Origin of the sequence: Hymenobacter sp. B81 (assembly GCF_044628455.1) — a bacterium.
Taxonomy (GTDB): Bacteria; Bacteroidota; Bacteroidia; order Cytophagales; family Hymenobacteraceae; genus Solirubrum.
Window position 1 is genome coordinate 2,188,439 of the sequence record NZ_JBIYZW010000001.1, and the last position, 26,539, is coordinate 2,214,977.

The 26,539-nt window shown below is 65.0% G+C and carries 24 protein-coding genes; 3 read left to right on the top strand and 21 right to left on the bottom strand.

Features of this window, described 5'->3' with window-relative positions:
* Positions 1–37: 37 nt before the first annotated feature.
* The 3 genes from ACE191_RS09700 to ACE191_RS09710 form a co-directional block, all read right to left on the bottom strand.
* Positions 38–2,299: a sodium-translocating pyrophosphatase gene (locus ACE191_RS09700; RefSeq protein WP_400192002.1), complete on the bottom strand. Its 2,262-nt coding sequence runs from the start codon at positions 2,297–2,299 to the stop codon at positions 38–40.
* Between the two features lie 133 nt (positions 2,300–2,432).
* Positions 2,433–3,623 carry an acyltransferase family protein gene (locus ACE191_RS09705; RefSeq protein ID WP_400192003.1) on the bottom strand — a complete coding sequence of 397 codons (1,191 nt, stop codon included), beginning with the start codon at positions 3,621–3,623 and terminating at the stop codon, positions 2,433–2,435.
* Between the two features lie 157 nt (positions 3,624–3,780).
* Positions 3,781–4,695: a M20/M25/M40 family metallo-hydrolase gene (locus ACE191_RS09710; protein WP_400192004.1), complete on the bottom strand. Its 915-nt coding sequence runs from the start codon at positions 4,693–4,695 to the stop codon at positions 3,781–3,783.
* Positions 4,696–4,804: 109 nt separating this feature from the next.
* Here ACE191_RS09710 and ACE191_RS09715 point away from each other — a divergent pair, with 109 nt between their 5' ends.
* Positions 4,805–6,067, top strand: coding sequence for a tol-pal system protein YbgF (locus ACE191_RS09715; protein ID WP_400192005.1), 1,263 nt, complete (start codon positions 4,805–4,807; stop codon positions 6,065–6,067).
* 9 nt (positions 6,068–6,076) lie between these two features.
* On the top strand, positions 6,077–7,486 hold the full coding sequence (locus ACE191_RS09720; protein WP_400192006.1) for a hypothetical protein: 1,410 nt from the start codon (positions 6,077–6,079) through the stop codon (positions 7,484–7,486).
* Positions 7,487–7,510: 24 nt separating this feature from the next.
* Here ACE191_RS09720 and ACE191_RS09725 read toward each other — a convergent pair whose 3' ends face one another.
* The 3 genes from ACE191_RS09725 to ACE191_RS09735 are packed head-to-tail and all read right to left on the bottom strand — an operon-like array spanning position 7,511 to position 9,722.
* On the bottom strand, positions 7,511–8,467 hold the full coding sequence (locus tag ACE191_RS09725) for a GNAT family N-acetyltransferase (protein ID WP_400192007.1): 957 nt from the start codon (positions 8,465–8,467) through the stop codon (positions 7,511–7,513).
* The gene (locus ACE191_RS09730; RefSeq protein ID WP_400192008.1) at positions 8,451–9,314 is read right to left on the bottom strand and encodes a carbohydrate deacetylase; all 864 of its coding nucleotides are present in this window, start codon (positions 9,312–9,314) and stop codon (positions 8,451–8,453) included. Before ACE191_RS09730 ends, ACE191_RS09725 begins: the two co-directional genes overlap by 17 nt.
* 12 nt (positions 9,315–9,326) lie before the next feature.
* Positions 9,327–9,722, bottom strand: coding sequence for a MaoC family dehydratase (locus ACE191_RS09735; protein WP_400192009.1), 396 nt, complete (start codon positions 9,720–9,722; stop codon positions 9,327–9,329).
* Positions 9,723–9,918: 196 nt separating this feature from the next.
* On the opposite strand from ACE191_RS09735, the gene rffA reads away from it, so the two are divergent.
* Entirely contained in the window at positions 9,919–11,085 is a 1,167-nt protein-coding gene (rffA, locus tag ACE191_RS09740) for a dTDP-4-amino-4,6-dideoxygalactose transaminase (protein WP_400192010.1), read from the top strand.
* 296 nt (positions 11,086–11,381) lie between these two features.
* Here rffA and ACE191_RS09745 read toward each other — a convergent pair whose 3' ends face one another.
* The 15 genes from ACE191_RS09745 to ACE191_RS09815 all read right to left on the bottom strand — a co-directional run bounded on the left by ACE191_RS09745 (position 11,382) and on the right by ACE191_RS09815 (position 26,481).
* Positions 11,382–12,152, bottom strand: a complete 771-nt coding sequence (locus ACE191_RS09745; RefSeq protein WP_400192011.1) for a hypothetical protein — start codon at positions 12,150–12,152, stop codon at positions 11,382–11,384.
* Between the two features lie 32 nt (positions 12,153–12,184).
* Entirely contained in the window at positions 12,185–12,895 is a 711-nt protein-coding gene (locus tag ACE191_RS09750; RefSeq protein WP_400192012.1) for a haloacid dehalogenase-like hydrolase, read from the bottom strand.
* 157 nt (positions 12,896–13,052) lie between these two features.
* Positions 13,053–14,240, bottom strand: coding sequence for a glycosyltransferase family 4 protein (locus tag ACE191_RS09755; RefSeq protein WP_400192013.1), 1,188 nt, complete (start codon positions 14,238–14,240; stop codon positions 13,053–13,055).
* The gene (locus ACE191_RS09760) at positions 14,237–15,484 is read right to left on the bottom strand and encodes a glycosyltransferase (protein WP_400192014.1); all 1,248 of its coding nucleotides are present in this window, start codon (positions 15,482–15,484) and stop codon (positions 14,237–14,239) included. Before ACE191_RS09760 ends, ACE191_RS09755 begins: the two co-directional genes overlap by 4 nt.
* A gap of 179 nt (positions 15,485–15,663) precedes the next feature.
* Positions 15,664–16,386, bottom strand: coding sequence for a GNAT family N-acetyltransferase (locus ACE191_RS09765; protein ID WP_400192015.1), 723 nt, complete (start codon positions 16,384–16,386; stop codon positions 15,664–15,666).
* Entirely contained in the window at positions 16,383–17,351 is a 969-nt protein-coding gene (locus tag ACE191_RS09770; RefSeq protein ID WP_400192016.1) for a glycosyltransferase family 2 protein, read from the bottom strand. Before ACE191_RS09770 ends, ACE191_RS09765 begins: the two co-directional genes overlap by 4 nt.
* Positions 17,352–17,396: 45 nt before the next feature.
* On the bottom strand, positions 17,397–18,674 hold the full coding sequence (locus ACE191_RS09775) for a glycosyltransferase family 4 protein (RefSeq protein ID WP_400192017.1): 1,278 nt from the start codon (positions 18,672–18,674) through the stop codon (positions 17,397–17,399).
* Between the two features lie 92 nt (positions 18,675–18,766).
* Positions 18,767–20,317, bottom strand: coding sequence for an oligosaccharide flippase family protein (locus ACE191_RS09780; protein ID WP_400192018.1), 1,551 nt, complete (start codon positions 20,315–20,317; stop codon positions 18,767–18,769).
* On the bottom strand, positions 20,314–21,525 hold the full coding sequence (locus ACE191_RS09785; protein WP_400192019.1) for a glycosyltransferase family 4 protein: 1,212 nt from the start codon (positions 21,523–21,525) through the stop codon (positions 20,314–20,316). Before ACE191_RS09785 ends, ACE191_RS09780 begins: the two co-directional genes overlap by 4 nt.
* A gap of 3 nt (positions 21,526–21,528) precedes the next feature.
* Positions 21,529–22,518, bottom strand: a complete 990-nt coding sequence (locus tag ACE191_RS09790; protein WP_400192020.1) for an NAD-dependent epimerase/dehydratase family protein — start codon at positions 22,516–22,518, stop codon at positions 21,529–21,531.
* A gap of 88 nt (positions 22,519–22,606) precedes the next feature.
* On the bottom strand, positions 22,607–23,551 hold the full coding sequence (locus tag ACE191_RS09795; protein ID WP_400192021.1) for a glycosyltransferase family 2 protein: 945 nt from the start codon (positions 23,549–23,551) through the stop codon (positions 22,607–22,609).
* A 38-nt stretch (positions 23,552–23,589) separates the two neighbouring features.
* On the bottom strand, positions 23,590–24,072 hold the full coding sequence (locus ACE191_RS09800) for an acyltransferase (RefSeq protein WP_400192022.1): 483 nt from the start codon (positions 24,070–24,072) through the stop codon (positions 23,590–23,592).
* Positions 24,073–24,085: 13 nt separating this feature from the next.
* Entirely contained in the window at positions 24,086–25,018 is a 933-nt protein-coding gene (locus ACE191_RS09805) for a DegT/DnrJ/EryC1/StrS family aminotransferase (RefSeq protein WP_400192023.1), read from the bottom strand.
* Between the two features lie 2 nt (positions 25,019–25,020).
* A complete protein-coding gene (locus ACE191_RS09810) occupies positions 25,021–25,998 on the bottom strand; it encodes a hypothetical protein (RefSeq protein ID WP_400192024.1) in 978 nt (325 codons plus the stop codon).
* 72 nt (positions 25,999–26,070) lie between these two features.
* Positions 26,071–26,481 (bottom strand): sugar 3,4-ketoisomerase, encoded by a 411-nt coding sequence (locus tag ACE191_RS09815; protein ID WP_400192025.1) that lies wholly within the window; start codon positions 26,479–26,481, stop codon positions 26,071–26,073.
* Between the last annotated feature and the right edge of the window lie 58 nt (positions 26,482–26,539).

Below are 26,539 nucleotides of genomic sequence, written 5' to 3' on the forward strand. Positions count from 1 at the left end.
CCGGGGCTCCACCCGCAACCAACGGCCCCTCAGGGCTCTATTCGGCGCGCTTGAGCAGCGAGGTCAGCACCACGCGGGAGGCGGCGGGGGCCAGCTCGGCGTAGCGCACCTGGGGCTGGGCTACGGGCTGCACCAGGTGCTCGACGGCGGGCTTGAGCGGACGCGGGGCTACGCCGCGTACGGGGGCCGGACCATCGACGGCAATGTGCGGGGCAATAACCAGGGAAACAATGCTCATGAGCTTGATGAGGATGTTCATGGAGGGGCCCGAGGTGTCCTTGAACGGGTCACCCACAGTGTCGCCGGTTACCGAAGCCTTGTGGGCATCGGAGCCCTTGAACTCCATCTTGCCGTTCACCAGCACGCCTTTCTCAAACGACTTCTTGGCGTTGTCCCAGGCGCCGCCGGCGTTGCTCTGGAACATGGCCATCAGCACGCCCGACACCGTAACGCCGGCCAGCGTGCCGCCCAGCACCTCGGGACCGAAGGCGTAGCCGATGATAATGGGCGTGATGAGGGCAATGGCGCCGGGCAGCAGCATTTCGCGCAGCGCGGCCTGGGTTGAAATGGCCACGCACTTCTCATACTCGGGCCGGCCGGTGCCTTCCATGATGCCCGGAATTTCGCGGAACTGCCGGCGTACTTCCTGCACCATGCTCATGGCCGCCCGGCCCACGGCCGAAATAGCCAGGGCCGAGAAAATAAACGGAATCATGGCTCCGATGAACAGGCCGGCCAGCACGCGGGCGTTGCTGATGTCGATGGCTGAAATGCCGGCCGTGCCCATGAAGGCGGCAAACAGGGCCAGGGAGGTGAGGGCGGCCGAGGCAATGGCGAAGCCCTTGCCGGTGGCGGCGGTGGTGTTGCCCACGGCGTCGAGGATGTCGGTCCGCTCGCGCACTTCCTTGGGCAACTCGCTCATTTCGGCGATGCCGCCGGCGTTGTCAGCAATGGGGCCGAAGGCGTCGATGGCCAGCTGCATGGCGGTGGTGGCCATCATGCCGGCGGCGGCAATGGCCACGCCGTAGAGGCCGGCGCACTCGTAGCTGAGCACGATGCCCGCGGCCAGCACCAAAATGGGCAGCACCGTGGACTCCATGCCCACGGCCAGGCCGCCAATGACGGTGGTGGCGTGGCCGGTGGAGCTTTGCTGCACGATGCTCATCACCGGGCGCTTGCCCATGGCGGTGTAGTACTCGGTGATGATGCTCATCAGCGCCCCCACGATCAAACCCACGAACACGGCCCAGAACACGTCGGTGGCGGTGAAGGGCGTGGAGCCAAGGCGGCCCATGCTCATGGTACCGGTGGGCAGGATGTAGTGAATGACGAACCACGACGCGGCGGCCGTGAGAATCACCGAAATCCAGTTGCCCCGGTTAAGGGCCGCCTGCACGTCGCCGCCCTCCTTCACCCGCACGAACAGAATGCCGATAAGCGAGAAAACGATGCCCAAACCGGCAATGACCATGGGCAGCACGATGGGCGACATGCCGTTGTACTGGTCGCCGGCGGCCACCACCTCGCGCCCCAGCACCATGGTAGCCAGAATCGTGGCCACGTACGAGCCAAATAAGTCGGCGCCCATGCCGGCCACGTCGCCCACGTTGTCGCCCACGTTGTCGGCAATGGTGGCGGGGTTGCGGGGGTCGTCCTCGGGAATGCCGGCTTCTACCTTGCCCACGAGGTCGGCCCCCACGTCGGCGGCCTTGGTGTAGATGCCCCCGCCCACGCGGGCAAACAGGGCAATGCTTTCGGCGCCGAGCGAAAAGCCGGTGAGCACCTCCAGGGCCCGCTCCATTTCGGGGCCGTTGGCCGAGGCGCCGTTCACGAACATGTAGTAGAAGGCAATGAACAGGCCGCCGAGGCCCAGCACGGCGAGGCCGGCTACGCCCATGCCCATCACCGAGCCACCGGCAAAGGACACCTTCAGGGCCTGCGACAGGCTGGTGCGGGCCGCCTGGGCGGTGCGCACGTTGGCCTTGGTGGCAATCTTCATCCCGATGTAGCCGGCCAGGGCCGAAAACACGGCCCCGAGCAGGAAGGCCCCGATGATGATGGGGTGCGAACGGTCGTTATCGTAGCTCAGGAAGCCCAGAAAGGCGCTGGCAATGATGGCAAACAGGGTAAGTACGCGGTACTCGGCTTTCAGGAAGGCAATGGCGCCATCGGCGATGTAGCCGGCAATGGTGCGCATGCGTTCGTCGCCGGCGTCCTGCCGGGCTACCCAGCCCGAGCGCAGCGCCGTGTAAATCAGCGCCAGCACGCCGAGGCCGGGTGCGAGGTAAAGAATGGTCATAAAGCGGTGTTAAGGGTTGGTAAGAAGGGAGGATGAAGCCGCTCACTGCGGAGCGGACCAGGGTTGGCGCTTGAAAAATAGACGTTTTAAGTCCAAGCCCAACTTTTTTCTTCAACTCCGGCTTCTTTCCGCCCTACACCTTGCGGAAGTAGTTGACTGACACGCGCTCGGTAATCCAGTAGAGCCCGTAGCAAACCAGCGTGACCAGCGGCACGGCCAGCCAGTACACCCGCTCGTAGATGAACAGCTTGCCGGTGAACTTCACCAGGGCAGCGTAGCACAGCAGCAGCAGCGGGTAGTGGTAGAGGTACAGCGAGAAGCTGAACAATCCCAGCTTGTGCAGCCCGCGCACCAGCAGGTTCTGGCGCGACACGTGCCCGGCCAGCAGCACCAGCACCGCCAGCACCGCCAGCACGCCCGACAGCACCGTGGCGGCTACCGTCCACTTCAGCAGCGAGAGGCCGACCAGCGCCAGCAGCATGCCGCCCAGGCCCGGCAGGGTGATGAAGCGCGGAATGCGTCGCACCCGCTCCACCCAGTCGGTGCGCACCACCACGTCGTAGAGGCCCACGCCCAGGGCGAAGTACACGTTGTAGCTCAAGGCAAAGCGCAGCAGGTCGTTTTGCGGCACCCCGCGCCAGCTCAGCACCAAACCCACCCCAAATAGCGCCGCCGAGAGCAGGTAGTACCAGCGCACGTAGCGGAAGGCCACGGGAATCAGTAGGTAGAACAGCGCCTCGGGCAGCAGCGACCAGTACACCACGTTGTCGCCCAGGTAATGCAGGCCCAGCTTCAGAAACAGCAGCGCGCGCACCAGTCCCCCGGCATCGAAGGCGCGCAGCTCCTGCCAGGCCTCGGCCAGCGTGGCGTTCAGCTCGCGGCCCAGGCCGGGGTTGAGCACCTGCGGCACCTGCGTGGCCACCACCGTGAGCACCGCCGCGGCCAGCACCAGCGACACCAGGAAGGGCGGGTAAATGCGCACGATGCGGTTGAGGTAGAAGGCGCCGGCGGCCCGGTGCTTGCGCAGCTGGGCGTAGCGAATGAAGAAGCCCGACAGCACGAAAAAGAAAATCACCATCTCGTAGCCCGCCGCGCTGAACATGTCGAGGGCGAAGCTGGCGTAGTCGGTGCTGCCCCACTGGGTGCGCGGAAAGGCCTGCAGGTACTGCTGCCCGCCCGACCACAGCAGAAACTTGGCGTGGAAGATGACCACGTAAAACGCGCAGAAGCCGCGGAGCGAGTGCAGTATATCCAGCTCCTGGTACGAGAGGCTGCGGGCCGGCGCCGGAGTCGAAACCGGGGTAGCGGTAGAAGTATGATTCAAAGCAATTCAGGGGAAGAAAACCGACCCGCAAAGGTAGCGGCCCCGGCGCAGAGCTGCTACCCCGGCCGGCCGCTACTTTCCGGGCGCCCGCCGCCACCGGCCATGAACCCGGCCGCCGGTTCCGAAGTTCTGCCGCGTCAGCCGCTGATCATCTGGGCTACAGCTCCCGCATCAGCACCTGGTAAAGGCGCAGCATGCTGTCGATGTCGGCCTTGTGCACCAGCTCGTCGGGGGTGTGCACGTTATCCTCCGGGGCGCCCACGAAGCACCAGTCCCAGGGCTGGGCGCCGTGCTGCAGCTCCTTGCCGTCGGAGCCGCCGCTGCCCTCCACCTCCAGCTGGTGCGCAATGCCCGACTCGCGGGCAATGCGGCGAATGCGCTCCACGTAGCTGCGGCGCGGAATCAGGGAGTCGCGCAGGGAAATGGCGCAGCCCTGCCCGGCGTGTACGCCCTCGGTTACCCAGGTGATGTCGCACACCAGGGCCTGGTGCACGCCGTAGGTTTCGTAGATGTGCTTGGCCAGAAACTTGACCGTGCCACCGCCGTGCTCCTCGTAGCAGCTGAATACCACCAGGCCGTGCTCCAGCGTTTCGCACAGGCGCAGGGCCGTCCACACGCCCAGGCGGTTGTCGAGGTAGCAGCTTTGCACGGTGGTGTCGGTCTGGCGGAAGTCGCAGGCGAAGGTGAGCGGGGTGCCGCGCTCGATGTCGCGGGTGAACTCATAACCCAAAGCCCCGGTTTGCTCGTCTACGGTAAGCGTGCACTCGATGGCGCCCTGCGAATCCTGGCCCACCAGCCGGTAGCCGGGCTCGGCATCGGGGCCGCCAATGCGCACCAGCTGCCGGCCGTAGCGCACCGTAAAGCCAATGGAATCGATGTGGGCGAATACCGCCGTGCGCGGCTGCCCGAAACAGAGTATGATGCAATCCTGGAACTCTTCCCCCGCCAGCACCCGGGGCTGCACCCGCCAGCCGGGCGCGTGTTGTTCGATGTATTCAAGCAAAAAAGCGGTCAGCGGGGCTTCGCTGCCCGAGGGCGCGGGCAGCCGGCACAAGGCTTCCAGGAGTTCCATGCACGAGGGGTAAAGGGTTCATTCCGGCTTAAATATCCTATTTTCGCTGTTCCGTTTGCTTACGGAGCGCCGCCACCTTCCCCGCTTTCCGTTCGCTATTACCTGCTGCATGCATCCGAATCTGCGCTATTTCCTGTTATCGGGGCTGCTGTGGGGCCTGGCCCTGCTGCCCGCCCGGGCCCAGCAGCCCGACACGACCCGCAGGTCGGCCCCCGTGCGCAACATTCAGCTCGACACCGTGGACGTGGTGCCCGGCGCGGTGGACTACTCCGGCTGGCTGCTGCTGGACAAGGACATTCAGCTGGAGCTGGACGGGGCCGTGCACAACCTCTACAACTTCAAGTACGACAAGGCCGAAAAGCAATTCCGCTCCCTGCGGCGGCGCTACCCCAACCACCCCATGCCCTACTTCCTGATGGGTTTGAGCCAGTGGTGGAAAATCGTGCCCACCAACGTGCAGACCAAGCAGTACGACCGGGTGTTTCTGGCCTACATGGACACGGCCATTACCAAGGCCGAAACCCTCTACGACCGCGACGAGAAAAACTACGAGGCCTGCTTTTTCCTGGCCGCCGCCTACGGCTTCAGCGGCCGCCTGCACGCCGAGCGGGGCAACTGGCCCAAGGCCACCGTCAGCGCCAAGCGGGCGTTGAAGTACGTGGAAATCAGCAACGAAGCCAACGGTCTGAGCCCCGAGTTTTTGTTCGGCCAGGCCTTGTTCAACTATTACGCCGTCTGGATTCCCGAGCACTACAAGATCCTCAAGCCCGTGCTGCTGCTCTTTCCCAAGGGCAACAAGCAGCTGGGCCTGCAGCAGCTCAAGCACGTGGCCGACAACGGCATTTACGTGGGGCCCGAGGCCAAGGTATTTCTGATGCGCATCCTCAACAACGAGGAAAACAACCCGGCCGCGTCGATGCCCATTGCGCGCTACCTGGCCACGCGCTACCCCGACAACGGCTACTTCCAGCGCTTCTACGCCCTGCTGAGCTTCAACGAGGGCGAATTCCGCGAGTGCGAGCGGGCCAGCCGCGACATTCTCGACAAGCTTAACCGCGGCTACCCCGGCTACGAGGCCATCAGCGGCCGCTACGCTACCTACTTTCTGGGCTGGCTGATGCAGAACAAGTACAAGGACCTGCCCAAAGCCAAGGAGTACTACCAGCGCTGCATCGTGTTTGCCGAAAGCACCAACGAAACTTCCGGCGGCTTTTACTTGTACGCCAACCTGAACCTGGCCCGCCTGGCCGACAAGGACAAGGACCTGAAAACGGCCCTGCGCTACTACACGGTGGTGCGCGACAAGGCCGACCACAAGAGCGAGCAGTACCGGGAGGCCAAGGCTTACCTGAAAAAACACAAACGCGGTTAGCCCAAGGGTATGGATATTGGAGGAATGGCGCTGACCGACCTGTTTTTGACCCCGGTGTACCTGGGGTTGTTCTACGGGCTGGCCTTCATGCTGCGGCCGCGCTTCACCAACGCCCTTACCAAGCGCTACTTTATTCCGGCCCTCACCGTCAAGTTCATCGGCGCCATTTCGCTGGGGCTGATTTACCAGTTCTACTACGGCGGCGGCGATACGCTCAACTATTTCAACGAAAGCAAGGCCATCTACGACGCCTTCGGCGACAACCCGGCGGTAGCCATCAAGCTGCTACTGGCCAACGACGGCACCTACACGCCCGACATGGCCCGCTACGTGGCCCGCATGCACTGGTTCGAGTCGGAAACCGAGTACTTCATCGTGAAGATGTGCGGGCTGTTTTCCATCTTCTGCTTCCACACCTACACGGTGGTGGCGCTGATGTTTGCCTTCGTGAGCTTCAGCGGGGTTTGGGCCTTGTACATGGCCTTCCTGCGCCTCTACCCGCACCTCTACAAGCAGCTGGCCATTGCGGTGTTCTTCGTGCCCTCGGTGTTCTTCTGGGGCTCGGGCATTGCCAAGGACTCTTTGTGCATCGGCGCGCTGGGCTGGCTGTTCTACGGCTTCTACCACCTGATGGTGGGGCGCAGCAAGCCCCTGGCCGCCATCGTGGCGCTGCTGGTAGCGGGCTACGTGCTCAAGTCGGTGAAGATCTACATCCTCATCAGCTTCCTGCCGCCCGTAATGGTGTGGGTAGCCATTCAGCAGAGCGCCAAAATCCAGTCGGGCTTCGTGCGGGCGCTGCTGCTGCCGTTTCTGCTGGGCGTGGGCGCGGTAGCCGGGCTGCTGGCCAGCCAGATGCTGGCCGAGGGCAACAAGAACTACGACTTCGACAACATCGAGGACCGCGCCAAGGTAGCCTCGACCTACCACAACGAAATCAGCCAGAACGAGGCCGGCAAGGGCCGGGGCCAGGGCAACTCGGGCTACCACATCGACAACTTCACCGGCCCCCAGGACATTCCCAAGCTGGCACCCAAGGCCTTGGTCATCGGGCTGTTTAGGCCCTTTCTGTGGGAAGTGCGCAACCCCGTGATGCTGCTCTCGGCGGCCGAGGTGCTCTGGATTACTTTCCTGACGCTGCGCATGTTCTGGCGTACCGGGATTTTCAAAACCTTCGGCCGCATCGGCAGCACGCCGCTGGTCTTGTTCAGCGTGGTGTTCTCGGTGCTGTTTGCCATCGGCACGGCCATTACTTCGGGCAACTTCGGCAACCTGGTGCGCTACCGGGTGCCCATGTGGCCGTTCTACGTCACGGCCATGTTCGTGCTGCAGGACGACTTCACCCGCCGCAAGATGCTGGCCGCCGCTAAAAAGCGCCGCCCCAGCCCGGCGCGGCGTCCGCAGCTGGCTGGGGCGGCGTAAAGCACCCGGTGGGGCAGAGCGGGGCTACACGAAGTCCAGGTCGCCGAAGAAGAAGTTGAACTTCACCTTGGCCAGCTCGTCCGTCTCGCCCTGGTTTTTGCCCTTCACCAGAAAGTCGAACTGGTTGGGCCAGAACTTGCGCAGCACCCCGCGCGTGGCCCCGTCGATGAGCGGGTTGCCCATGTACAGCACCCCCACCGACAGATCCTTGGCCGCGTAGATGCGGGCCTGCTTGATGAGGTAGGCCAGGTCGGCTTCGGCGTGGAAGGCCACGTCCATGAGCACGTGCACCGGCAAGCCCTTCTTCTTGATTTTCTTCAGGAACACGTAGCCCACCAGCTTGCCGGCCCGCTGCACGGCCAGCGTCACGTACTTGTAGTGCGGCGACTGGAACGTGAGGTAGCGCCACTGCAGGAATTTGCGGTCCTTGATCATGGCGTTGTCGAACTGGAAGGTGCCGGCCTGGAAGAAAGCCTCGTCCAACCGGGTGGTTACCTCGTAGCTGCTGCCGGCCAGCAGGTGGGCCGGGTTGGTGAAGAGCAGCGTCAGGTCGGGGTAGATGCCGTGGCTGTAGTTGTACTTGGCCAGGTAAATGGGCTTGGCTACCTCATTGGGGAAAGCCAGGAAACAGTCGCCGCCGCGCTCCATGAAGTCGGTGTCGGTCTTCACGTAAAGCTTGCCGAACAAACCCTTGCCGCGCACGGCGTTCGAGGTGAGCACCTTCTGAATGAAGCCCGACTTCCAGGGCTTGCCGTTGATGCGGAAAATGGCATCGTTGGAGGTGCACATGCCCGCGCCCTTGCCCTGGTAGCGGGCCAGGAAAAAGGAAAACGAGTTGAACGGGTTGTTGAAGTACCACCAGTCGAGGTAGCCGGTGGTCATCCGGTCGTCGTCGTTTTCGGTGCGGTTGAGCTCTACCACGTCGGCCAGGTCGGCGGGAGTGGCGCGGGTGATGGTGATATCGTCAGGAAGCTGAGCCATAGGTGGTCAGGGTTACGTGGGGGTCGTGGGCAAACAGGGCCGGCCCGCTCAGAATGCGGTGCTCGGCGTAGCACTTCTCGAAAAACGGCTGGCGCTGGGCCAGGTCGTGGGGGTACAGCGCGTCGATGTCGGCACCGGGCACGTAGGGGTGCACCATCAGCTCCACCACCCGGGCATCGGCCGGGGCCTGATGCACCAGCTCGCGCAGGGTGTCGGCCGAGTAGCCCGCGGGCGGCGTGGTCAAATCGTGCACCGACACCAGCACATCGTTGGTGCGCGTCTGCACTTGGCGCTTGAAGCGCTGGCTGCTGCGGTACAGGATGGTCTGGCGCACGAACTTCAGCGGCCAGCGCAGCAGCAAACCCAGGCCGGGCTTGTGCGGAATGGCCAGGCGCACGGGCAGGCGGCGGGCGTTGAGCACCGGCGCAATGGCGCGGAACACCGCTGGCAGCATGTGGGTGTGCTGGTGCGAGTCGGTGTGGGTGGGCCGGATGCCCAGGCCCTCCAGCTTGGCCAGCTGGGCCTCAAACTCGGCCCGCACCTCGGCTTCTTTTACTTGTCCGCGCAGGGCACGCTTGAGCAGGGCCCCGCGTTCCAGAAAGTTGCCGTCGGCGTCGGTGAGCGAGGGCGCGGCGGTGAGCGGGCGGCCCTCGGTGAGGCAAAAGTGCAGCCCGATGGCCAGCCCCGGGTTTTCGGCCGCCAGCCGGGCGCCTTCTGCGGTGCCGGGCATGTTCACCATCATGGTGGTGCTGGTAAGGTTGCCGGCCCGGTAGGCGTCGATGATGGCGCGGTTGACCGAGGTACTGAGGCCGAAGTCGTCGGCGTTGATGATAACCTGTCGTTGCATTCCCGGGGCCGCCTAGGAGGCGTACTTGAGGGTGGCCTCGCCGGCCAGCACCACCTTGCCGTGCTGGTTGGTGCAGGTGGTGCTGAGCGTGACGATCTGCTTTTCCGCATTGATGGTGAGCACCTCGGCCTCGGCCGTGAGGGTGTCGCCAATGAACACGGGCTTGAGAAACTTCATCGTCTGGCCCATGTAGATGGCGCCCGGCCCGGGCAGCTTGGTGCCCAGCACGGCACTCACCAGCCCGGCGTAGAGCATGCCGTGGGCAATGCGCTGGCCAAACAAACTCTGCTGGGCGTATTCGTCGTCGAGGTGCACGGGGTTGGTGTCGAGCGACAGCTCGGCGAAGGCGCGCACGTCGGCGTCGGTAATGGTTTTGGAAAGCTGGGCTTTCTGGCCGATTTCAAACATGGTAGTCAGGCGGTTAAAACAACGACTGCAGCGGCGCCGGTACGCGCGGCGGCTCCGCGCGCGGAACCGGCTTGGCGTAGGTGCATCCCGGCAAAGGTAGAGCGAAACCGCAAGCCGGGAAAGCTGCCGCCCGGGCCCGAGCCGAATCCGCGGGCATACGCGCATCTTTGCCTTCCCGTTTTGCCCGCTGCTGCCCGTGTCGTCGTCTTCCTGGCTTGCCCACCCCGTTGCCATTCCCTTCAACAAGCCCTACCTGGCCGGGCGCGAGCTGCTGTACATGGAGCAGGCCGTGCGGGCGGGCCACATCTCGGGCGACGGGCCCTTCACGCGCCGCTGCAGCCAGTGGCTAACCCAGCGCTACGGCTTTGGCCGCGCCCTGCTCACCACCTCCGGCACCGACGCCCTGGAACTGGCCGCGCTGCTGTGCCGCATCGAGCCCGGCGACGAGGTCATCGTGCCCAGCTACACCTTCGTGTCGACGGCCAACGCCTTCGTGCTGCGCGGGGCGCGCATCGTGTTTGCCGACTCCGGCCCCGACTCGCCCCACCTCGACGCCGAACAGCTCGCCGCCCTCATCACGCCCCGCACCCGCGCCATCGTGCCGGTGCACTATGCCGGCATGGGCTGCCAGCTCGATTTGATTGCCGACCTGGCCCAGCGCCACGGGCTGTGGGTGGTGGAAGACGCGGCGCAGGCCATCAACGGCTATTTCCAGGACCGGCCGCTGGGCACCTGGGGGCAGCTGGCGGCCTTTTCCTTCCACGAAACCAAGAACATTAGCGCCGGCGAGGGCGGCATGCTGGCCGTGAACGAGGCCGCCCTGCAAGCCCGGGCCGAAATCATCCGCGAGAAGGGCACCAACCGCGCCGCCTACTTCCGCGGCGAGGTCGACAAGTACACCTGGGTCGACGTGGGCTCGTCGTTTCTGCCCTCCGACCTCACGGCCGCGTTTCTGTGGGGTCAGCTCGAGGAGCTAGACCACATTCAGGCCCGCCGCTCGCAGCTGTGGCAGCTTTACTACCAGGCCCTGCAGCCGCTGCAAACCGCCGGCGTGGCCCGGCTGCCGGTAGTGCCCGCGGGCGCCTCCAACAACGCCCACCTGTTTTACCTGGTGTGCCGCTCCCTGGCCGAGCGCAGCCGGCTCATCGAGCACCTGCGCCGCCACGGCATTCTGGCCGTGTTTCACTACCAGTCGCTGCACCGCAGCCCCTTCTTCGCCCCGCACCACGACGGCCGTCCCCTCCCCCACGCCGACCGCTACTCCGACTGTCTGGTGCGCCTGCCGCTGTTCCACGAGCTGAGCGAAGCCGACGTACTGCGCATCTGCGAGCTGGTGACAGACTGCCTCCTCGGCCGCACCTAGGGCAAAAAAGGCCTCTGGCACTGTCCCGAAGGGCTGTTGCGCACTGCATCAGTGCTCCGGGACTGTCCCGGAAGGCTGTTGCGCACTGCACCAACGCTACGGGACAGTCCCAGAGGGTTGGTGCGCACTGTACCATTGCTTCGGGACTGTCCCGGAAGGCTCCGTCGCACTGTACTTGGGCTCCGGGACTGTTGCAGAGTACTGGGGCGCACTGCCCCAAGGCTCCGGGACTGAAAAAGCCCGGCCGGCGTGGGGGCCGACAGGGCTTTTCAGGAATAAGCGTGCCTTGGGGCGGCTTAGTCGGTTTGGGGGGCTTCCTTGCCCGAGAGCTTCACGGCAAACCAGAAGGCGAGGTAGTAGGCGTTGATGGCCAGGGGAATCCAGGACTGGGCCAGCATCGACATGACCAGGCTCACGCCGCCGGCCAGCACATAGAAGTTGACCTTGTAGGCCGGCGAGGTGCGGTTGGGCATGTTCAGCATGCCCTTGCTGTCGATGTACATGAGCGTGCGGTAGAGCACGTAGTTGAGCAGCACGGGGCCCACCAGCAAGGTAATCTGCTCGGGCGTGAGGAAGATGAAGATGGGCGCCAGGTAGCGCGTAAAGGCCAGGTTCACGAAGGTCATCACCTTCAGCTCTTTCTCCTTGAGCACGTTGTGCAGGTAGAAGAACAGCACCAGCACCCCGTAGTACACCAGCCAGATGGGGTTTGTGAGCACCTGCAAATACCAGCTGATGCCCAGCCACACCGCCAGGCGCGCCACCACCCACAAGCCCACCTCGGCGTTGGAGGGGTCGAAGTTCTTGACGCGGCGGCGCGGGTTGGTTTCGTGGCGCACGCTGAACACGTCGTTGCCCAGGTAGCCGATTTCGTACACCGAGATGAACGCCAGGTAGGCCAGGGCAAACTTCAGCAGCGAGCCAACCACGTCGAAGCCCGAGAAGTAGGTGAGCAGCGCGAAGGGCACCACCCAGTCCATAATCAGGTGGTAGACGTTGTACTTGATTTGCTGAACCCGGCTGGCGTAGAAGTACGTGTAGGGCAGCAGAAAGCGGAGAAACTTCATGGGTACAGGGCGCGAAGGCGGCGCGGGCCGGGCTACTTCGTGTAGGCTTCGATGAATTCGGGGTTGAGGCTTTGCCAGAACTGCTTGGCGGCGGGCCGGTGCACCACCACGTAGCGGCAGGCGGCCTGGCTCACCAGGCCGTGGTCGGTGAAGTTGTCGGTGGCCACGGCCAGGCGCGGGCTCTCGGCGTCGGGGCCCAGCACCTCGGCCAGGGCGCGGGGCTTGTCGCCGCCCAGCTCGCGCAGCAGCCGGCCGGTGCAGCGCTGCTGGGCGTCGTATTCCAGCTGCGACGAGACGAACTCCACTCCGCCCAGCTCGGCGGCAATGGCGGCGATGATGGGGTCGAGGCTGGCCGAGAGCAGTACCACGCGGGTGCGGGCCTGCGTCAGCTCCTGCAGCATGGCGTGGGTGCGCACAATCTTGCGCGTGCGCAGAAACTCCTGCACGAAGCGGCGGCCCAACTCGTACAGCTCGGCCCGGGGAATGCCCGCCAGCAAACGCAGCGCGGCCGTTTTGGCCGGGTCGCCGCCCAGCACCTTCTGCCACAGGGCCAGCCCCACAAAGCCCGGCGACCAGCGCGTGGTCAGCGACTTGAGCAGCAACTGCCGCCCACCCAGCTTCTTCTGCGCCAGCACAAAGGCCAGGAAGTCGAAGGTGGTGTTGGAGTAAAACAGCGTGTCGCACACGTCGAACACGAACACGTCCACGTCGGTGGGTAGCGGCTGGGAAGGAACGGGAGGCATGGATTGAGTATTAGGTAGTGGGTAGTAGGTAATGTAATGGGTATTATGGACTGGGATTGGAGGGCGCTGTTGATGGGTACGGGTGGGTGTGGGGAAACAGGTTGAGCGGACTTGCGGAACAGCGCTGGCCGGGCCTCCTCTCCCATCTTAATACCTACTACCTAATACCCAGTACCTCCAGATACACGTCGCGCAGCTTGCGGTAGGTGTGGTCGGGGCTGAACTTGTGGCGCACGTAGGCGCGGCCGGCGGCGGCAAAGGCGGTGCGCCGGTCGGCGTCGGCGGCCAGCTCCACGATGGCCCGGGCCATGGCCGCGCGGTCCTTGTTGGGCACCAGCAGCCCCGAGCGGCCGTGCTCGAACAATTCGCGCGGCCCGCCGCAGTCGGAGGCCACCAGGGCCGTGCCGTAGAACAAGGCGTCGAGGCAGGTGAGCGAGAACGACTCGGTTTCGGAGAAGTTGAGCAGCATGTCGGCGGCCTTGATTTCGCGCTCCACGTCCTGCACGAAGCCGTTGAACTGCACCACGTCCTGCAGGCCGGCGGCCCGCACCTGGGCTTCGAGGCCGCGGCGGTACTCGCGGTTTTTCTCCAGCCCCATGTCGCCGCCGAAGAAGTGCAGGCGCAGGCGCGGGTTCTGGCGGTAGGCCTCAGTGAAGGCCGCCACGGCGTGGTCCTGGCCCTTGCCGGGAATGTAGTTGGCCAAATACAGCAGGCGCAGCGTGCCTTCGCGGGCGCGGCCCTCGGCGTGGTCGGGGGCGGGCAGCGGGTGCTTTTCGCGCTCGGGAATGGGGTCGGCCACCACCAGCACGTTGTCGGCGGGCGGAAAGGCTTGCTTCACGGCTTCCGACACGCAGATGACGCGGTCGGCAAAGCGCGTGTCGGCGCCCACCCACAGCTGGCGCAGCGGGCCGGGAAAGTTCTGGGGCAGCAGGCGCACGTGGGTCAGCAGCCGGGGGCCGCCCAGCCACTTGCCCACCACGCCGGCGAGGTTGAAGAAGTCGTTGAGGTGCACCAGCTTGGCCCCGCGGCGCTTGGCCAGGGTGCGCAGCCGCCAGCTGTTGCGCAGCAGCATGGGGCCGTAGCGCAGCAAATCCTTGGGCCGCTTGCTGATTTCCACCCAGGGCAGGGTGTGCACGGCGTAGCCTTCGCTGCTCACGGGCCCCACGGCGGCGCTGCCGGTGGGCAGTACAAACTCGAACTCAAACAAGCCCGGGTGCTCGATGCGGATGTTGCGCAGCGAGTTGAGAATGGCTTTGAGCGCGCCGGTCAGGGCCACGCAGTTGTCGACCACCAGAATGCGGTGCGGCTGCGCCGGCACGGGCACGGAAGCAATGGGCTGGCTCATCGGGCGGCGACCTGCTGAATGACCTGCTCCCACTGCCGGAAGATTTTCTCGGCCGTGAAATCCTCCATACGCTCGGCGGCTTTTTGGGCGTAGCGGGCGCGCAGCACATCGTCGCGCAGCATGTTTTGCAGGGTATCCACCCACACCTGGCGGGCGTGCTGGCGGTAGTCGCCTTTAAGCAAAGGCATCAGCACCCCGTACTCGGCGTATTCAGCTTCGGCAATCTGGGTGCCGGCAGCCGAGCTGGGCGCCAGCATCTCGCGCGGCCCGGTGGGGCAGTCGGTCGACACCACGGGCAGACCGCAGATCATGGCTTCGCCCAGGGCCATCGGGAAGCCCTCCCAGCCCGAGGGAAACACAAACAGGCCGGCGCGCTTGATGTAAGGGAAAGGGTTTTTCTGGTAGCCGAGGAAGTAGAGGTTGTACTCCTGGTCCAGCGGGTCGTCGTTCCAGGCTTGGTAGAACTTCAGCCCCAGGGCCCGGGCCTGGGCCACCAGTTCCTCGCGCAGTTCCCCGTCGCCGAGGATGGCCAGCTTGGCGTCGGGCTGCACCTTCAGCAGCTCGGCCAGCACGTCGAGCAGCGGGGCCTGGTTTTTCTGCCGCGCCAGGCGCCCCGACGAAATCATCAGCCGCGGCGAGCTGAACAGCGGCTCGTACTTGGCGTCGATGGGCTCGGCGGCGCGGGCCAGGATTTTCTCGGGGTGAAAGAAGTTGTTGATGGTGGTGATGCGCGCGGGGTCAAGCTGGTAGTGCTCGATCAGCTCCCGGCGAATGTCGCGGCTCACCGTCACGATGTGGTCGGGGCGCTGGTAGAGCCGGGGCATGAACACCTTCTGGCGGAACCAGCCCACCCAGCCCTGGATTTCGCCGTCGTGCACCTTGGAGCCGTGGATGCAGAGAATGGTTTTCTCGCCGGCCTTGCTGAGCAGGTTCACGTAGTCGCCGCCCTCCAGGTGGCTGATGCACACGTCGATGTTGCGCTCCTGCTTGGCCTGCCGGGCGCGGGTGCAGCGCTTCCAGAAGTTGCGCACCTTGTCCAGGGTCGAGCCGAAGCCGGGCACGTCGAGGTTCACCACCGGGTTGCCGCTGGGGTAGGCATCGGCCTGGTCGAGGTTGAACACGCACTCCGTCACGTTGTAGCCCAATTGGGCCAGCTCCACGCTGTGGTCGTGAAATACTTGCTGGGCACCCCCAAACCCGAAGTTGGGAATGAGCAGCATGATATTGCGGGGCGGTTGGTTCATCGAAGCAGGTTGCGGATAAAGTCGCGGCGGAAAACGCGGGCCGGCCGGGCGCAGGTTCATCCTGGGCACGGGGCCGCGGCAATCAGCCGCCGCGCCGCCCGCAAGGACCTTGCCCAAAACGGCCGCAAAGATAGGCAGCCCCACCGCAACCACCGGCGGGCCGCATATTTACAGGGCGCTCAAAGCCAGACGTGGTACACCAGCTCTACCCCGCGCAGCCCGAAGCCGCCGCTGCGGTACAGCGCGCAGGCCGGCTCGTTGGCCAGCTGGGTGACCACGCGCAGCTCCCGGGCGCCCCAGGCCAGCGCCTGCTGCCGGGCCGCGCGTAGCAGTGCGCGGCCCAGCCCCCGGCGGCGGCAGGCTTCTTCCACCGCCAGCAGGCCAATGAGGGCGGCGCTATCGGCGGTCGGCGCCAGGGTCAGCAGGCCGGTTTCGTGGCCGGGCGCGCCGGTAGTCAGCACCACCTCGCCCCTTTCGCTGCGCAGGGCGTTTTCCAGCCAGGCGGCGTAGAGCTGCTCAAACGCGCCGGCCGGCAGCTTCTCATCGAGCCGAAACCGGGAATAGCGGCCGCTCTGCCGGGCCAGGTAGTGCAGCGCCGGGCTGGCCTGCTGAGTCAGGCGCACGGCGACCTCACCGGCCGGGGGTGGCGCGGGTGTGGTCAGCAGATCGAGCGCGAAGGTGGCTTTGCGGTCGAGCAAGGGCAGGCCGTGGGCCCGGGCCGTGGCCTGGGAAAGGTGGTCGTCGGGTGCTACCAGCCAGTACACCACCCCTAGCTGCCGGGCCTGCATGGCGGCCCGCAGCTGCTCGAAGCCCCAGGCATCGAGCGAAGCGCGCAGCCGCGCCACGCCCCGGCCGAAGAAGGCCGAGTCCCAGGTTAGGGGTTCCAGCGCCGACCCACTCACGGCGTCGGCAGTGAATCGGTTTGTGCTTCCACCAGGTATACCGGCCGCTGCTTGGCTTCCTCGAAGGTGCGGCCTACGTACAGCCCCACCATGCCCAGCACGGCGATGATCAGCCCCGCGAAAAAGCACATGAGCAGCACCAGGCTGGTGTAGCCCGGCACCGAAATCTGCCCCACCACAAAGCGCAGCAGCGTAACCACGCCCAGCAGGAACGCCAGCCCGGCTACCAGCAGCCCGAACTGCACGGCCAGCCGCAGGGGCTTGTCGGACCAGGCCAGCATCACGTCGAAGGCCAGCTGCACGCGGCGGCCCCAGCTGTAGGAGCTGCCGCCGCTGGGCCGGGCCGCGTGGGTTACCGCCAGCGTGCCGCCCCGAAAGCCCACCCAGCGCACCATCACGGGGAAAAACCGGCTGCGCTCGGGCATGCGCCGCACCGCGTCGATGACGCGCCGGTGGTAGAGGCCGAAGTTGCCCACGCGGGCATCGTGGCTAATGCCGGTGAGGAAGTGCAGCAGCTGGTAGAACCAGCGCGAGAGCAGCCGCTGCAGCAGGCCGTGCTGGCGGTCGGTGCGGCTGGCCAGCACGTAGGCTAGGTTGTGCTGCCGGGCGTGGGCGTAGAGGCGCGGAATTTCCTCGGGCCGGTCCTGCAGGTCGCAGTCGAGTACCACCACCCACTCGCCGCGGCAGTGGTCGAGGCCGGCGGCAATGGCGCGGTGCTGGCCGAAGTTGCGCGAGAGGCGCAGGCCCCGCACCCGCGCGTCGCGGGCACTTAGCTCCTGAATACGCGCCCAGGCCTCGTCAGGGCTGCCGTCGTCGACCAGCACTATCTCGAACTGCCCGGTGAGCGGGACCACCGCCGCGCCGATGCGCTCGACCAGCTCGGCCAGCAAATCGGCGCCGCGGTATACGGGGCTGACCACCGAGAGCAGGGGCGCAGAAGCAGTTGAAACGGGGGAAGCGGGCACGGGCAGCGGCGTAAAGTCGGCGGCTAAGCTAGCAGACCCGGCGCGTTAGGCCCGCACCGCCGCGGCCGTGGCCCGGTCGAATATCTGTTCGTAGGCCGCAATGCAGCGCTCCATGCGAAACTTATCGAAGGCCAGCTGGGCGCGGTGGCGGTGTTCCTCGAGCAGGGCGGCGTCGGCCAGGTAGGCGCGCATGGCCCGGGTGAGCTGCCCGGGGTCGGTGCGGTGCCAGTCGAGGCCCGCTTCCAGCAGCATACCTGCCAGCCCGGCCGGCGACTCGAGCATGGAAGCCACTTCGCCGATGCGGGTGGCAATGGTGGGCTTGCCGCAGGACAGGTACTCGGTAACCGAGTTGGGCAGGCTTTCGGCGTGGAAGTAGCTGGGCAGCAGCCCCACGTCAAACAAATCGATCCAGTCGACGGGGTTGCTCGAAAAGCCGGTAAAGTGCACGTGGGGGTTGCTCACCTGCCGGCGCAGCTCGTCGAGGTACTCGCTCTGGCCTACCAGCACCAGGTGGGCCTGGGGAAATTCGACGCTGAGCTGCTGAAACGAGTCGAGAGCCTGCTGCCAGCCCTTCTCGGGAATCCCGCGGGCCACCATGCCGAACACGAAATCGTGGGCCCCGATGCCCAGCCGCTCGCGGGTGCAGCGGGGCTTGTCGGCCGAAAAGCTGCTCTCCAGGCCGCTGTACACTTTTTCGTGTACCAGGCTGGTCAAAGGGCGCACGTCCTGCTCGCCGAATATCTCCAGGTTTTTCTCGGCCAGGTAAATCACCGCGTCGGCCTGCCGCAGGGCGTAGCGCGACTTCACGGTTACCTCGGGCTCGTCGTGCTTGTGCAGAAACAGCTCGTAGCAGCCGTGCATGGTGATGACCAGCGGCAGGCGCGGCCGCGGGCCCAGCGCCCGCGCCGCCACGTAGTCCGACTTCACCATGTGGCTGTTGATGACGTCCACGTTCAGCTCGCGCAGGGTACGGCGCAGGTGGCGCTCCACAAACGGCTCCCGTACCAGCGGCGGCCGCTGAAAGCGCCGCAGAAACCCGTCGGTTTTGCGCAGCAGCCAGTCCAGCCCCGGCACGGCGGGCTCGTAGGCTACCACCTGCACGTCGGGCGCCAGCTGGCGCAGCAGCTCGTGGTTGACGTGGTGGGCGTAGTGCGTGTAGAGGTATACCTGATGCCCCCGCTCGTGCAAGGCCTGCGTCAGCCGCATGGCAAAGATCTGCGCACCGCCGGTGCGCAGGTCTTCGATGGCGACCAGGATTCGGCGCGCATTGGCGGTCTGCCTGGGAACCGAGGCGGCGGGCTCAGACGGAAAAGGATAAGGCATGCGAAACCGAGAACAAAGAAAACGGGGTGGCGCACATCGGCAGAGCGCGGAACCGGCGGTATGGCACCGGCAAGGTCGGCAATTAATTCAGCTTATACGGCCGGCAGCCACAAATAGCGGCGGAAGCGTACCGGCACGTAATCGGCCAGGGCCTGCCGCAGGAAAGCCAGCCAGGCTACGCTGCCCAGCACGAGCGTGGCGGCGGTAGCTACGAGAAAAAACGCCCACCAGTTGTTCAGAAACTGTGCCTGCACCCACGCGGCTCCCCACCACACCGCGGCTCCCGCCACGCTCAGACTCAGCGCGGGCAGCAGCACCGGCCGCCCCCAGTAGTCGGCAAAGGAGATGTGCAGGTGGCGCCGCAGCAGAAAGGGAATGTACCACACCGAGGTGAGCAGGGCCGCCAGCAGGGTGCCCAGCAGAATGCCGGGCATGCCCAGGCGGTAGCCCAGCGCCACCGACAGGGTAATGTTGAGCGCCGCCTCGACGATGGCCGCTATGCTTACCGGCCGGGCAATGCCCTTGGCATGCAGGAAGAAGGTGCCGGTGCGGTTCAGCGTCTGCTGAATCATTACGCCCAGGGCCAGCATCAGCACAGTGGGGCCGGCAAAAAAGCTGGGGCCCACCCACAGGTGCACAAACCACTCGTTGAGGGCCAGCATCAGCCAGAACGCCACTACGCTGGCCACCACAATGATGAGCATGATGCGCTGGAAGAACAGCCGCGTCCGCTCGCCACCCTCGTGCGACACGATTTCGGTGGTGGCCGGGCCCACGTTTTCCAGCACTTTGGCCAGCAGGTTCATGCCCACCTCGGGAATGCGCACGGTGAGCGAAAACACCGTCACGGCCGACAGGGACAGAATCTTGCCGATGACCAAGCGGTCGGTGTGCAGGATGACCTGGGTAGCGAGGCTGCTGACGAACATAAAGATGCCGAAGCCGAACAGCTCGCGCATCAGGCCGCGGTCGAAAAAGCGCGGGGCAATGCGCAGCTGCGGGAAGTAGCGGCGCAGCAGCCACACGATGGCGCCTACCGACAGCAGCAGCTGCAGGATGTTGGCGTACACGAACGACCACAGGCCCACCCCGTTCATGAGCATGAAGATGGTGGCCAGGATGCCGGCCATGTTCAGCAGAAAGGTGGTGACGCCGACCTGGGTTTGCTTGTGGTAGGTGAACAGAATGCCGCCCAGCCCGCGCTGCAGAAACTGCGCCCCCACCAGCAAACTGAAGGTAGCCACGATGGGCACGGCCGGCCCGGCCAGGTCGGGCCGCAGGTTGAAGAGCCCAGGCACGAAAGGTGCGAAGAAGAAGCCGATCAGGGCCACCCCCGCGCCCAGGGCCGCCGACACGTAGAGGCCGGTGGTGGCAATGCGGTTGAGCATGGCCCGAGCGTGGTCGTCGTCGCCGCGGTGCACCGACAGCTGCCGGATCAGGGCCGTGGACAAGCCAAAGTCGAACAGGGCCAGGTAGCCGATGATCTGGAAAAACAGGATGGACAGGCCGTACTCCTCCTTATCGAGGTAGCGCACCATCAGCGGCGTGCTCACGATGGACACGAGCATGGCCACGATGGTGAACAGCTGCGACGACACGGCGCCCCAGAAAGCGGGTTTGGCCCGGGCTACGGATGTACTCATGCCGGCGAACTAGAAGTCGTTTGCGGCCGCGCCGCCCCCACAATACCCCGCTCCAGCAGCACTTCGCGCAGCCGGTGGGCCCACACGTCCCAGTTAAGCACCCGCTCGTACCGCTCGCGGGCCTGCTGCCGCAGCTGCGCGTAGCGCGCGGGGTCGTGCCAGATGCGGGCAATGGCGGCGGCGAAATCGGCACCTCCGGCTTCCAGGGGCAGCATGAAGCCGTTTTCGCCTTCGGCCACGAAGCTGCTGATGCCGCCCACGTTGGTGGTGAACACCGGAATGCCGAAGGAGTTGGCGTCGCCGAAGGCAATGGCGGCACACTCGGCCCGCGAGGGCAGCAGGAAGAAGTGCGTGCGGCGGAAGATTTCCTCCAGGCGGGCCAGGTCGGCGGCCACGCCCATGTTCAGGAAGGGAATGACCTCGAAGCCCGGATGGGTGTAGCGGGCCGGGTCGGGCGGCTGGCAGCCGACCACCGTGAGCCGGGCCGGAATGCCCTGCTCGTTGAGGGCTACCATGGTGTCGTAGGCCACCGCGCCGCCCTTGCGGCCCCACTCGCCGCCGAGCAGAAACAGGCGGCATTCCTCGCGCGGGGGCACCTGCAGGGCCTGCTCGCGGGCAATGGGCTGCGGGTAGTTGGCCCCGAAGGGAATCACCACCACTTTGCGCGGGTCGGCGCCGTAGTCGCGAATGGCCGACTCGGCGGCCCACTCCGAGGAGTAGCACACCAGTGCAGCCGCCTGCAGGGCGCGGTGCTCCAGCTCGTTCAGCTCGCGCTTGGAGTAGTCGAGCAGGCCGCTCAGACCGGGGTAGAAGTCGATCAGCTGGCCCAGGGTGGAGTCTTCGCAGTACACGATGGGCACCGAGGTGCGCAGGTGCGCAATTTCAGTGAACGAAGCCGGGGCCAGCAGCACGTCGGGCTGCAGGGCCGCGATTTTGGGGGCGAAGCGCCGGGCGTAGAGCCGGGCCATCCAGCCCGTCCAGGCGTAGTGGTAGCGCTTGCCGGTCAGGGGCTGCACCAGGCGGCGGTTCAGGTTGTCGCCCAGGCGCAGCGGCCACACCATGGGCGCGGGCCCCAGCGCCGTGGTTGGCCCCAGCACCCGGGCCGAGGCCTGAAACATGGAGTAGTGCACGCCCGACCAGGACCGGCGGTTCAGCGGGTCGGTACTGGTAAGAAAGCCCACTTTAATCGGTGGAGAAACGGAATTCATGCGTTAGCGGGCAGAAGCCGACGAAATAGCGGAAGAGGAAGCAGCCTGGTGGCGGGCCAGGTACCACTGCCAGGTTTGGCGCAGGCCCTGCTCGAAAGGCAGCCGGGGCGCCCAGCCGGTAGCGGCGCGCAGACGCCCGGCGTCGAGTACGTTCACGGGCACGTCGAAGAGGCGCGGGGGTTGGGTGCGCACATTCAGGCCAAACCCGGCGGCGGCGGCCAATGGTTCCAGCGCCTCCAGAATCTGGCGGTTGGTCAGCCCGATACCGCTGCCCAGGTTGTAGACCTCGCCGGGCTGGCCGTGCAGCAGGGCTGCCACAATGCCGTGGGCCATGTCCTGCACATGCAGGTAGTCGCGCACGGTGCCCTGCTCGCCAAACAACGTGAGCTCGCGCCCGTCGAGAATGGAGGCAATGGCCGTGGCCACGAAGCCCTGCCCCACGTAGGGGCGCTGGCCTTCGCCGAAGGCGTTGGCCGGGCGCACGCACAGCACCGGCAGGCCCCGGGTTTCGAAGTACAGGTGGGCGTACTTCTCGATGGCCAGCTTGGTGATGCCGTAGGGCGAGATGGGCAGCGTGGGGTGGTCTTCGGTAATGAGCGCGGCGCTGCTGCGCCCGTACACCGTACCGCCCGACGACACCCACACGAACCGGCGCACGCCGGCGGCCAGGGCCAGCTCGAAGGTGCGCACGGCCTCGGGCAGGTTCACCAGGATGTCGTTTACCGGGTCCTGAAAGCTGGTCTGCGGCACGGTGGCGTAGGCCAGGTCAATCACTTCATCGGCTTCTTCCAGCACCCGGCGCAGGTCGGCCCGGTCCGAGTCGGTGGGGCTGCTGCAGTAGCGCACCCCGGCGGGCAGCGGCGCGGGCGCGGCCTGGCGGCCCACCACCACTACCTGCCGGCCCAAAGCCAGCAGCTCGGCCACGATGGCGCGCCCAATGAAGCCGGCGCCGCCGATGACGCAGGTGACGAGGGAAGAAGAGGTGTTTTCCAAGACCGTTTAGGCAATCATCACAAAATACTGGCGGCTATACGGCGGCGCAAAGATAACGGCCGGCCGCAGGCGTGGCCGGCGGCCGGCTTTACTTTACCAGGCCCAGCCGCCGCGCCGCGCCCTTCAGGCCCGTGAAGGTGCGGAAGGGAATGCCCAGGGTGGAGCCCAGCCACAGTACCAGCGCGTTCAGTCCGCCTTGATGCTGCCATTTCAGCCGCAGCCAGGGCTGGCTGCTGCGGTGGTCGCCCAGCTGGTAGATAATCTCGGCGTTGCTGATCATCTGCTCGCGGATGATCTGATCGGCAGCCTCGCTCACGCCCTGGTGCTTGGCCAGCAGCTTGATGATGTCCTGGTACATGCGCAGGTTGCGGTTGCGCCACAACGAGCGGCTGTGCACCCGGTAGCTGCCGGCAAACTGCGGCGAGTATATGATGTTGTACTGGCGGGCGATGCGGAGCCACATGTCCCAGTCCTCGAACGAGAGGCTCTCGTCGAAGGGTCCGACTTCCGCAAACACGTCGCGGCGAATCAGCGCGCTCATGCCCGGAATGAAATTGCCTTTCAGCAAAGGCAGCAGAAAAGCGCCGTCGACGGGCTGTGTTCCATAGTAGGTGAAGTAATCCTCGGGCAGCCGCACGCCCTCGTCGCTCATGCGCCAGACGTTGCTGTAGGCCATGGCGTGGCCTGGACCAGCTTTTTCTAGGAGAGCTACCTGGCTGCTGATTTTCTCCGGATGTAGCACATCATCGGAGGCAATGATGGACACGTACTTGCCGCTGGCGTGCTCAATCAGGCTGTTGGCCACCCGGCACACCCCCCGGTTCTGCTCGTGCTGCACCAGGTGGTGGGGAATGGAGCAGCCAGCCAGCCAGTTCCTGATTACCGCCACCGAGTCGTCCTTGGAGCAGTCGTCAACGACCACAATTTCCAGGTTCGGGTAGGTTTGGGCCGTGAAGCTATTCAACGTTTCCACTACGTAGTGGGCGTTGTTGTACGACGACATGCAGATGCTGACGAGCGGGAAGCCTTCCATGAGTGTGCAAGAGAGGATATGAAATTATAGCAATGTGCTTACTCCAGGGGTTCCAGCTTGCGCAGGAGCCGGGCCGGGTTCCCCCCTATCACGGAATAGGGCTCAAATGATTTGTTGACGAAGCTATTGGCCGCTACCACGCAGCAGCGTCCCAACACCACCCCGGGCATCACTACCACGTTGGTGCCCAGCCAGCAGTCGTCGCCGATGCTGACGGCCGCCTGCTGCAGGGGAAAATAGCGCTGCATCAGCGGGCTGGCATTCGGCCCCGAGTTGCTCATGATATTCACGCTCTGGGCAATACTGACTCTTTCACCGATGGTAACTGGTGCGGCAAAGCCTTGGATAAACGAATTCGGCCCGACGTAGGAGCCGGCGCCAATAGCCAGCGGGTACGTCTCGGAGCCGAAAACGCTGCAGTTTTTGGCAATCTTCACTTTATCGCCCAACACTACATTGTTGATAGAACTCGACGGGTCGACGAATACGCCCTGGCCCAACTGAATATTGGCTACAATCATGAGTGGGTTGCCCTTACTGATTTACAAACTGGTCCAAGCACGCTACGAAATAGCCCAGGTCAAGCTCGGACAACTCTTGGTGCACCGGAATAAAGAACGCTTGCTCGCCGTAGAACACGCTGCAGTGCACGCCCTTATTCCAAAGAAAGTTTTTCAACTCGGGCAAATCCAGCTCGGCTGGAGCGGCAAACATGAATACCCCGGGTACCTCGCCAGCCGGAAAATCAAAGCGTGGCGTTAGGGCGAACCGGCGCAGGGCCTGCGCCAGCCACTGCTGATTGTGCAGCCGCCGGTCCCTGATTTCCGGTAGGCGTTCCACATACTCCGACAACACGCTCTTCAGATACTGCAGGCTGGTTTCATCTAAGGGAGAAGCCGGCAGCGGCCGGGCAAAAGCAGTAAGCAGCCCGCCGAACTGAACGGGAAAGTACTTGGCGAAGCTGTAAATAACGAAGTCCCCTACCTGCCCCATCTGGTTGGCCGCGGTAGCTGAGTCGAACGCGTAGCAGCAGTCCTCGATAATGGGCAGGCCATGCTGCTTCAGGGCCGGCAGGTTGGGGTAACTCAACCCGAATTCATGGTTGACGAAAATCACCTTGGTTTCCGGCTCCATTTTTCGCGACCAGCGGCAGTGCTGCTCGATCTGCCGGGTTACGCAGCCGCTGATGTACAGATTCTCGCTGCTGGTGAAAATGGTCACGCAGTCAGTGGGCTGCAAGTCCAGCAGTTGCAACGCTAGATTCAGGGCCTGCCGGCCGTTGGCCGTGTAGCAATGCTGCTGCCCGCTCAGCCGCTGCTCGAAATACGAGTCGATGGCAGCAGTGGCGGGCGCCAGCGCCGCGTGCGCGGCTACGTGGCGGGTAGCGAACGGATTCAGCCGGTACTGGGGCAGCAGGTCGCTGTCGATTCCCAGCACGTAGCCGTTGCGAACGTGGGCAAGGCTCATCGTTAAAGCTCTTTGGCGTAGGTGTCCATCAGCTCGACGGTGGCGCCGAAGCCTTCCTTGTGAGCCAGCAGGCCGAAGTTGACGACCCCGCGCACGGTGGAAATGCCGAAGGAAAAGCGCGGCACCCGCTGGTGGTAGTGCTCCAGAATGGTCAGCAGCACGGCATCTACGGCCCCGGTGGCTTTGCCGGTTTCGTTGGCCGAAATGTACTGGGTGTGCACAAAGCCCCGGGCTTCATCCACGAACAGCAGCACGCCGGCCACGACTTCCCCGCGCAGGCAGGCGGTGTACAGCACCACGTTGGCGGGGTGACGCTCCTGCAGCAAGCTGATTTCGGCCAGGCTGTGCACCGGGCGCACCTGGTGGGTGGCCCAGAGGTTGTCGGTGAGAATGTCCCAGAACGCGGCCAGCTCGCCGGAAACGGCCACCTCAATGCCCTGCTTGCGGGCCTTGCGCACGTTGTCTTTGCGGCCCTTGCTGATGCGCAGCGGCTGCAGCAGGTCAATCACCGAGTTCTGCTCGCGGTTGCGCAAGGCAAAGCCCTGACTGGTGAGCCAGAACAGCGACGCTTCGTTGGGAAAGCGGCAGAACACCCGCGGCACCGGCTTGATGACCAGCTGCCGGTAGCCGGCGGCCCGCACCTGCTCCAGCACCGCGGGGTAAATGGCCGCCAGGTCGGCATACTTCAGTTCGGGCAGGTGAATCAACCCGCCGTAGGTGAGGCCCGGGTGGGCTACCAACACCGCGGGCTCGGGCGTTTGCCGGTACTGCCCGGCCACGAACACCGCCACCAGCACCTCGCGCTGCCACACCAGCAGCGAAGCGTCGGCGAAGCGGTCCTGGTGGTAGTCCATAAAGGAGCGGCGCAGCAGAAACGTGCCGTTGGCGGCCCGGTCCACGAAGTCGTTCCACTCGGCCTCGTGGGCCGGCGAATACGGCGCGAGGCGCAGGGTGGTAGTCGGAAGGTCGGGAGTACTCATGCAGAAAAGGAAACCGGGCCGCGAACCAGCCCCGGCGTACAGCTTCGGAAGTAAGAATGGGGCAGGAAGCCGCTAAGCCTTGAGTCGCCCGCCCAGGCGCTGAAACTCGTCGTAGTCGCGAATGTAGTCGGCCTCGTCGTACTCGTGCGAGGCCAGGCACAGCAGCACGGCGTAGTGCGAGAAGCGAATGGTGCGCCAGTACAGCCGCGGAATGTAGAGGCCGATGTTGGGCCGGCTCAGCTCAAAGGTTTGCTGCTGCCCGTTCAGGTCTTCCAGGGTAAAGGTAATCTGGCCGCTGACGGCGAAGATGAGCTGCTCCAGGTCGTGGTGGGCGTGGTGGCCGCGCAGCACCTCGTCGGGCGTGAAGTAGGTCCAGTACACCCGCTGAATGGGGAAAGGCAGCTCGCTGTTCTGGGCCACGCTCAGGTAGCCGAGCCCGGGGGCGCCGACTTTGGAAAACTCAATCAGGTGAGGACCCTGCATAGCAGAACGGGACGGAAATACTTAGGGTGGATGTTTGGGACGGGCCAGAGCCCGCGCG